This is a genomic window from Pelomicrobium sp. P1, assembly GCF_052805615.1.
The window spans coordinates 99,969-106,636 of sequence record NZ_JBRBEM010000014.1; the positions used below are offsets into that span (position 1 = coordinate 99,969).

General features: G+C 64.9%; 5 protein-coding genes and 1 pseudogene. 4 read left to right on the forward strand and 2 right to left on the reverse strand.

The window, feature by feature from the left end; translation table 11 throughout:
- Positions 1-87 precede the first annotated feature (87 nt).
- Positions 88-1,038, reverse strand: a complete 951-nt coding sequence (locus ACUVYZ_RS13790) for a TAXI family TRAP transporter solute-binding subunit (protein ID WP_439934946.1) — start codon at positions 1,036-1,038, stop codon at positions 88-90.
- A gap of 175 nt (positions 1,039-1,213) precedes the next feature.
- On the opposite strand from ACUVYZ_RS13790, the gene ACUVYZ_RS13795 reads away from it, so the two are divergent.
- From ACUVYZ_RS13795 to ACUVYZ_RS13810, 4 genes are read left to right on the forward strand one after another with little or no spacing between them, the layout of a single operon-like run.
- A complete protein-coding gene (locus ACUVYZ_RS13795) occupies positions 1,214-2,416 on the forward strand; it encodes an efflux RND transporter periplasmic adaptor subunit (RefSeq protein ID WP_439934945.1) in 1,203 nt (400 codons plus the stop codon).
- Between the two features lies 1 nt (position 2,417).
- Entirely contained in the window at positions 2,418-3,122 is a 705-nt protein-coding gene (locus tag ACUVYZ_RS13800; protein WP_439934944.1) for an ABC transporter ATP-binding protein, read from the forward strand.
- A 1-nt stretch (position 3,123) separates the two neighbouring features.
- The gene (locus ACUVYZ_RS13805; protein ID WP_439934943.1) at positions 3,124-4,281 is read left to right on the forward strand and encodes an ABC transporter permease; all 1,158 of its coding nucleotides are present in this window, start codon (positions 3,124-3,126) and stop codon (positions 4,279-4,281) included.
- Between the two features lie 4 nt (positions 4,282-4,285).
- Positions 4,286-5,452 carry an ABC transporter permease gene (locus ACUVYZ_RS13810; protein WP_439934942.1) on the forward strand — a complete coding sequence of 389 codons (1,167 nt, stop codon included), beginning with the start codon at positions 4,286-4,288 and terminating at the stop codon, positions 5,450-5,452.
- 104 nt (positions 5,453-5,556) lie between these two features.
- Here the strand turns inward: ACUVYZ_RS13810 and ACUVYZ_RS13815 are convergent.
- A pseudogene (locus ACUVYZ_RS13815) lies at positions 5,557-6,525 on the reverse strand (MBOAT family O-acyltransferase); the annotation flags it as partial.
- Between the last annotated feature and the right edge of the window lie 143 nt (positions 6,526-6,668).

Genomic DNA, 6,668 nt, shown 5'->3' on the forward strand with positions numbered 1-6,668 from the left:
GACGGACCGCAGCGGGGAAACGAAAAAAAGCGGGGCGCTTCCCGGCGGTTCCGGTCCGGCGCCCCGCGCTCCTTCGGTCCAGGGCGGCTACTTGATCAGGCCTTTTTCCTTATAGAAGCGCTCGGCCCCGGGGTGCAGGGGCACGGGCATGCCCCTTAGGGCGTTCTCCAGCTTGATGGCTTTGGCGGCGGCGTGGGCGGCCACCATCTGGTCCAGGTTCTCGAACATGGCCTTGGTCATCTTATACACCAGATCCGCCGGCACGCCCTCGTGGGTCACCAGGTAGTTGGCGATGGCGGCGGTGGGCACGTCCTGGGTCTGGCCCTCGTAGGTGCCGGCAGGGATGACGGCCGGCTGGTAGGCCGGATCGCCCACCTTGGCCACCACGTCGGGCGGAATGGGCACCACCACGATTCTCACCGCAGTGGCCAGATCCCGGATGGAGGCCACTCCCAGCCCCGCGGACTGAAGGGTGGCGTCGAGCTGACGGTTCTTGATCAGCTCCACCGACTCGCCGAAGGGAAGATACTCCACCTTGCCCAGGTCCTTGTACGAGAGGCCTGCGGCCTTGAAGACGGCCCGGGCGTTGAGTTCAGTGCCCGACTTGGGGGCGCCCACCGACACCCGCTTGCCCTTGAGGTCGGCCAGGGTCTTGATGCCCGATTCGGCGCTCGCCACGATTTGCACGTAGTTGTTATAGATGGCGGCGACCCCCCGCAGCTTCTTGAGGGGCGCCTTAAAGCCCGCCTCCTCGTTGCCGTTCCAAGCGTCCGACAAGGCGTCGCCCAGGGTGAAGGCGATTTCGCCGCGGCCGGCCTGGAGCAGGTTCAAGTTCTCCACCGAGGCCTTGGTGGACTGCACCGTGGACTTCGCTTCGGGAATCGCCTTGGTGTAGATCTGGGAGAGGGCTACGCCCAACGGATAGTAAATGCCGGCGGTGCCGCCGGTCAGCACATTGATGAACTGCTGCTGGGCGACGGCGGGTACAGCGGCCAGGACGGACAAGCTAAGCAGGATAAGGCGCAGGGTGCTGATCATCGGTTTCCTCCGGCTGTTTTCGGCGATCGGTTTGTTATCAGGCAGGTAGGGCCCGGAGCCCTGCCTTTTTTAACACGCGGCCGCTTGGGCTGACAACCCGTCGGCTGCGGTTCTGGGCCATAATCTGCCCTTTTTTTGGGAAGGGCGGCGCCCTCCGCGCTGCCCCCGGAAAGCTGTGCCTAGCCAGGACCTGGAGCGCCTCAAGATCGACCGCCGGCTCCCGCGCCGCCGCCGGCGCTTTGCGCCGGCGCTCATCGCCGTCGTCCTGGCCGTCGCCGCGGGCGCCTACTGGTACTTCTTCCAGGCGCGGGTGGAGGTGCGGGCCGCCACGGTAGTCCAGGTGTTCCCCTCCCAGAAATACACCCTGCTCAACGCCACCGGCTACGTGGTCCCCCAGCGCAAGGCGGCGGTGGCGTCCAAGGCCACCGGGCGCCTGGAATGGCTGGGGGTGGCGGAAGGCAGCCAGGTCCGGGCGGGTGAGCTCATCGCCCGGCTGGAGAATCGCGACGTGGTGGCCGCCCGGGACCAGGCGGCGGCCCAGTTGCGGGTGGCCCGGGCCAACCTGGCCCAGGCGGAGGCCGAGCTTGCCGACGCGCAGCGGGCCCTGGAGCGGACCCAGGAGCTGGCGGCCAAGAACTTCATCTCCCAGGCAGCCCTGGACCAGGCGGTGGCGCGCCGGGACAAGGCCGTCGCGGCGGTGGCCGGGGCGAAGGCCGCCATCGCCGTAGCGGAGGCGGGACTGCGCTCGGCCGAGATCGCTGTGGAGCAAACCCTGATCCGCGCCCCCTTCGATGGGGTGGTGCTGGTCAAGCACGCCAACATCGGCGACGTGGTCTCCCCCTTCAACCCCTCGCCCGAATCCAAAGGAGCGGTGGTGTCCATGGCGGACATGAGTACCCTGGAAGTGGAGACGGATGTCTCCGAGGCGAACCTGTCCAAGGTATCGGTGGGCCAGCCGTGCGAGATCCAACTGGACGCGCTGCCGGAGGCCCGTTTCGAGGGCGTGGTGCGGCGTATGGTGCCCACGGTGGACCGCTCCAAGGCCACGGTGCTGGTCAAGGTGGGTTTCGTCGAGTTGGATCCCCGGATCCTGCCCGACATGAGCGCTCGGGTCGCCTTCCTGTCCCGGTCTGTGCCCCCGGAGGAGCGTACCCCTCGCTTGGCGGTGGTGTCGGAGGCGATCATGGAACGAGACGGTCGCACCCTGGTGTTCGTCATCGATTCCTCAGGGCGCGCCGTCGCTACCCCCGTGGAAGTGGGCGAGCCCATCGGCGATCTCGTGGAGGTGCGCCGGGGGCTCGCGGCCGGCCAGACAGTGGTGAAATTGCCGCCCCGGGACCTGCGCGACGGGGCGCGAGTGGCGGTCGCGACTTCCTGACATGACCTCAGAAGAACCGCACGCGGAAGGGCCGCGCCGCAACGCGGTGGAGGTCCGGCATCTCTTCAAGGCCTACCGGCGCGACGGGCACGTCCTGCCCGTGCTCACCGACGTGAGCCTCGACGTTCCCGAAGGCGAGTTCCTCGCCCTGATGGGTCCCTCGGGGTCGGGCAAAAGCACCCTGCTTAACTTGATCGCCGGCATCGACCGTCCCGACGAAGGTCGTATCGTGGTGGCGGGGGAGGACATCACCCGGCTCACGGAGACGGATCTCGCTGACTGGCGCGCCGCCCACGTGGGCTTCGTCTTCCAGTTCTACAACCTGATCCCGGTACTCACAGCCCTGGAAAACGTAGAGCTACCCCTGCTCCTGACCGGGCTGCCCGGGTCCGAGCGGCGCGAGCGGGCCGCCGCGGCGCTGGCCCTGGTGGGGCTTGAGGACCGCCTGGCGCATTACCCTGCCCAGCTCTCCGGCGGGCAGCAGCAGCGGGTGGCCATCGCCCGCGCCATCGTTACCGACCCGACCCTGATCGTGGCCGACGAGCCCACCGGGGACTTGGACCGGGTCTCCGCCGGGGAAGTGCTCGATCTCCTGAACCGGTTGAACGGGGAGTTGGGCAAGACCATCGTCATGGTCACCCACGACCAGCGGGCCGCTGAGCGGGCCCACGTGGTGCGGCACCTGGAGAAGGGGGAGCTCAAGTAGCGTGTACACGCTCAAGCTCATCCTGCGCAACGCCTTGCGCCACAAGCTGCGCACGACGCTGACCGCCCTGGGCATCGTGGTGGCCATCGTCGCCTTTGGCCTCCTACAGACCATCGTGGACGCCTGGTACGCGGGGGCGGCGGGCGCTTCCGCCACGCGCCTCGTGACCCGCAACGCCATCTCCCTGGTGTTTCCCCTGCCCTTGAGCTACCAAGCGAAAATCCGTAGCGTTCCCGGGGTCACGGGCGTCTCTCACGCCAACTGGTTCGGCGGCGTTTACGTCTCGGAGAAAAATTTCTTCCCCCAGTTCGCGGTGGAGGCGGAGAGCTATTTCCGCCTATACCCCGAGTACCGAGTGCCCCAGGACCAATTCCGGGAGTTCCTGCGCGACCGCCGTGGCGCCATCGTGGGGCGCAAGACGGCGCAGACTTTCGGCTTCCGGATAGGGGACGTGGTGCCCCTCAAAGGTACCATCTACCCGGGCGACTGGCAGTTCGTGGTGCGGGGCATCTACACGGGGGCGGATTCCCGCACCGACGAGTCCCAGTTCTTTTTCCATTGGACCTATCTCAACGAGTACGTGCGGGAGCGGCTTCCGCGCCGGGCGGACACGGTGGGTGTCTACGTGGTGCAGGTGGCCTCCGCCGAGGACGTGCCGCGGGTGGCCGAGGCGATCGACGCCCTGTTCCGCAACTCCCTCGCCGAGACCCGCACCGAGAGCGAACAGGCGTTCCAGCTTTCCTTCGTGTCCATGACGGAGGCGATCCTGATCCTGATTCGGGTGGTCTCCTTCGTGGTGATCGCCATCATCCTGGCAGTGATGGCCAACACCATGGCCATGACCGCCCGGGAGCGGGCTTCCGAGTACGCGACCTTCAAGGCCCTGGGTTTCCGCCCGTCCTTCCTGGCGGGGCTCATCTTCGGCGAGTCCCTGGCCATCGCCGTGACGGCCGGCGCCCTCGGGATCGCCCTCACGTTTCCCGTCTCCCGACGCTTCGCCCAAGCCATGGGCACCCTGTTCCCGGTGTTCGAGGTCTCGGGCTCGACGGTGGCGCTGCAGCTCGCCTGCGCCTGCGCGGTGGGGGCGGCTGCGGCCGTGCTTCCGGCGTGGCGGGCGGCCCGGGTTCCCGTGGCGGAGGGGCTGCGCAACATCGGATAAGCCCATGGCGGTTCCGCTCTCCTACTCGATCCGCAACCTGCGCACCCGTCGGCTCACTACGGCCCTCACGGCGGGCGGCATGGCGCTGGTGGTCTTCGTGTTCGCTACGGTGCTGATGCTGGAGGCGGGCCTGCGGGCGACCCTGGTGCAGACGGGTACCTACGACAACGTGGTGGTGACTCGCCGCGCCGCCGGCACCGAGGTGCAGAGCTCGGTGGAACGGGTGCAAGCCATGATCGTGGAGGCCCAGCCGGAAGTGGCCCTCGCCCCGGACGGCGCGCCTTTCGCCTCCCGCGAGACGGTGGTACTGATCACCCTGCCCAAGCGCTCGAGCGGCGACCCGTCCAACGTGGTGATTCGGGGCGTCGGGCGTCACGGCCTGCAGCTTCGCTCCCAGGTGCGGCTGGTGGAAGGGCGGCTGTTCCGGCCCGGGGCCTCCGAGATCATCGCCGGCCGCGCCATCGCCGAGCGCTTCGTCGGTGCCGGCATTGGTGAACGGCTGCGCTTCGGCATGCGCGACTGGGCGGTGGTGGGGATTTTTGATGCCGAGGGAATGGGCTTCGATTCCGAGGTGTGGGGCGATGCCGACCAGCTCATGCAGGCTTTCCGCCGCAACGCTTATTCTTCGGTGGTGCTCAAGCTCTCCGACCCGGCCGCATTCGACGCCTACAAACGCCGCGTCGAGGCGGACCCGCGGCTCACGGTAGAAGCGAAGCGGGAGGCACAATTCTACGCCGACCAGTCCCAAGTGCTGGCCGACTTCATCCGTATCCTGGGGATAACACTCTCCGTCATCTTTTCCATCGGCGCGGTGATCGGCGCCATGGTCACCATGTATTCCGCAGTGGCCAACCGCACGCGGGAGATCGGCACCCTGCGGGCTCTGGGGTTTCGCCGCGCAAGCATCTTGGCCGCGTTCCTGGCCGAGTCGGTGGCTCTTGCCCTGGCGGGCGGCGCGGCCGGACTCGTCGCAGCCTCCCTCATGCAGTTCGTGACCGTGTCTACCACCAACTGGCAGTCGTTCTCGGAGCTCGCCTTCCGCTTCACCCTGACGCCCGGGATCGTGATGCAATCGCTCCTTTTCTCCGCCCTCATGGGCCTCGCCGGCGGCTTCCTTCCCGCGCTGCGAGCCTCCCGGCTCAACATCGTGGACGCCCTGCGGGAGGCGTAAACCGCGACGCCCGGCGTTCCACCTAGTCTGTCAGGTTGAAGGACTACTGGTAAATAGTGACGATTTACTGTCGAAAGGAAGGCCATGCCTTGGACCGGTCAAAACTAAAATTGAAAATATATGAACGGCAGCGTATCCGTCGACACCACGGTCAACGCGTAAACGCAGCAGGAAAATGCAGCGGCTTTCGCGATGGGTGAAAGTCGGGAAACCACGTCATAGAGCGAGCTATCCAATTTTTTTGGCGTGAAGTGGATTAAGGCCCCCACCGCAAGAGCTAGATAGCCTTGCCAATAAGGTGGCGTGCTATCCTCGGTCCACGAAAGAACGGTCGTTATGTAACTCGCCGCCTCGGACAGGGACTCGGTGATAAACAAGACCCTAGCGAGGGAAACAAAGCTGAATACGAGGAATATCCGAACCACCAGCAGAAGATTTGTGGGGAGCTGCGGGCTTAGACTCATCGCTTTGTTTCGTCCCCTTGCAATCCGCTCAATGCACACCAGGGCTCCGTGCGCAGCTCCGTACAAGACGAAATTCCACCCGGCACCGTGCCATAGGCCGATGGCGACGAAGGTGACGATTATGTTGAGATACACATTGCCACGTTTCGAGCCGCCCAGAGAGAAAAAGAGGTAGTCTCTGAAAAAACTAGACATGGAAATATGCCAGCGCTGCCAAAAGTTGGAGACACTGGTTGCAAGGTAAGGACGATCAAAGTTCATGGGCAAGTCGTACCCGAACAGCCGCGCGCTGCCCCTGGCAATGTCCGTATACCCAGAAAGATCAAAGTAGATTTGAAAGCTGTAGGCGTAGAGGGCAAGCAGGAGGAACCAGGATGGATACTGCTCCGTTGCCACCAAAGCAGGATTGACTAGATAGGCTGCTAAAGTGTCGGCGAAAACGATTTTCTTCACTAAGCCCTTTGTTATCAGATAAAAGCCTTCGTTGAGATACTCTAGTGTCGCCTGCGCTGGACCATGGCGCAGTTGAGGCAGGAGTACGCCCGCTCTTGAAATTGGACCAGAAGTGACGTGAGGGAAGAAGGCGATAAATAAGGCAAAATCTCGTAAAGATGGCGGCTCAGTGTGCGGTGGTCACGGTAGCTTGGACAGCCACCGGGGAGGAATAAGCTAAGGCTGGTGCCGGAGATATGGTTTTGACTTTCCCGGATTTGCAAGATTGTAGCTTGCGCGCTGTGGAGCTTGTGGGCAGC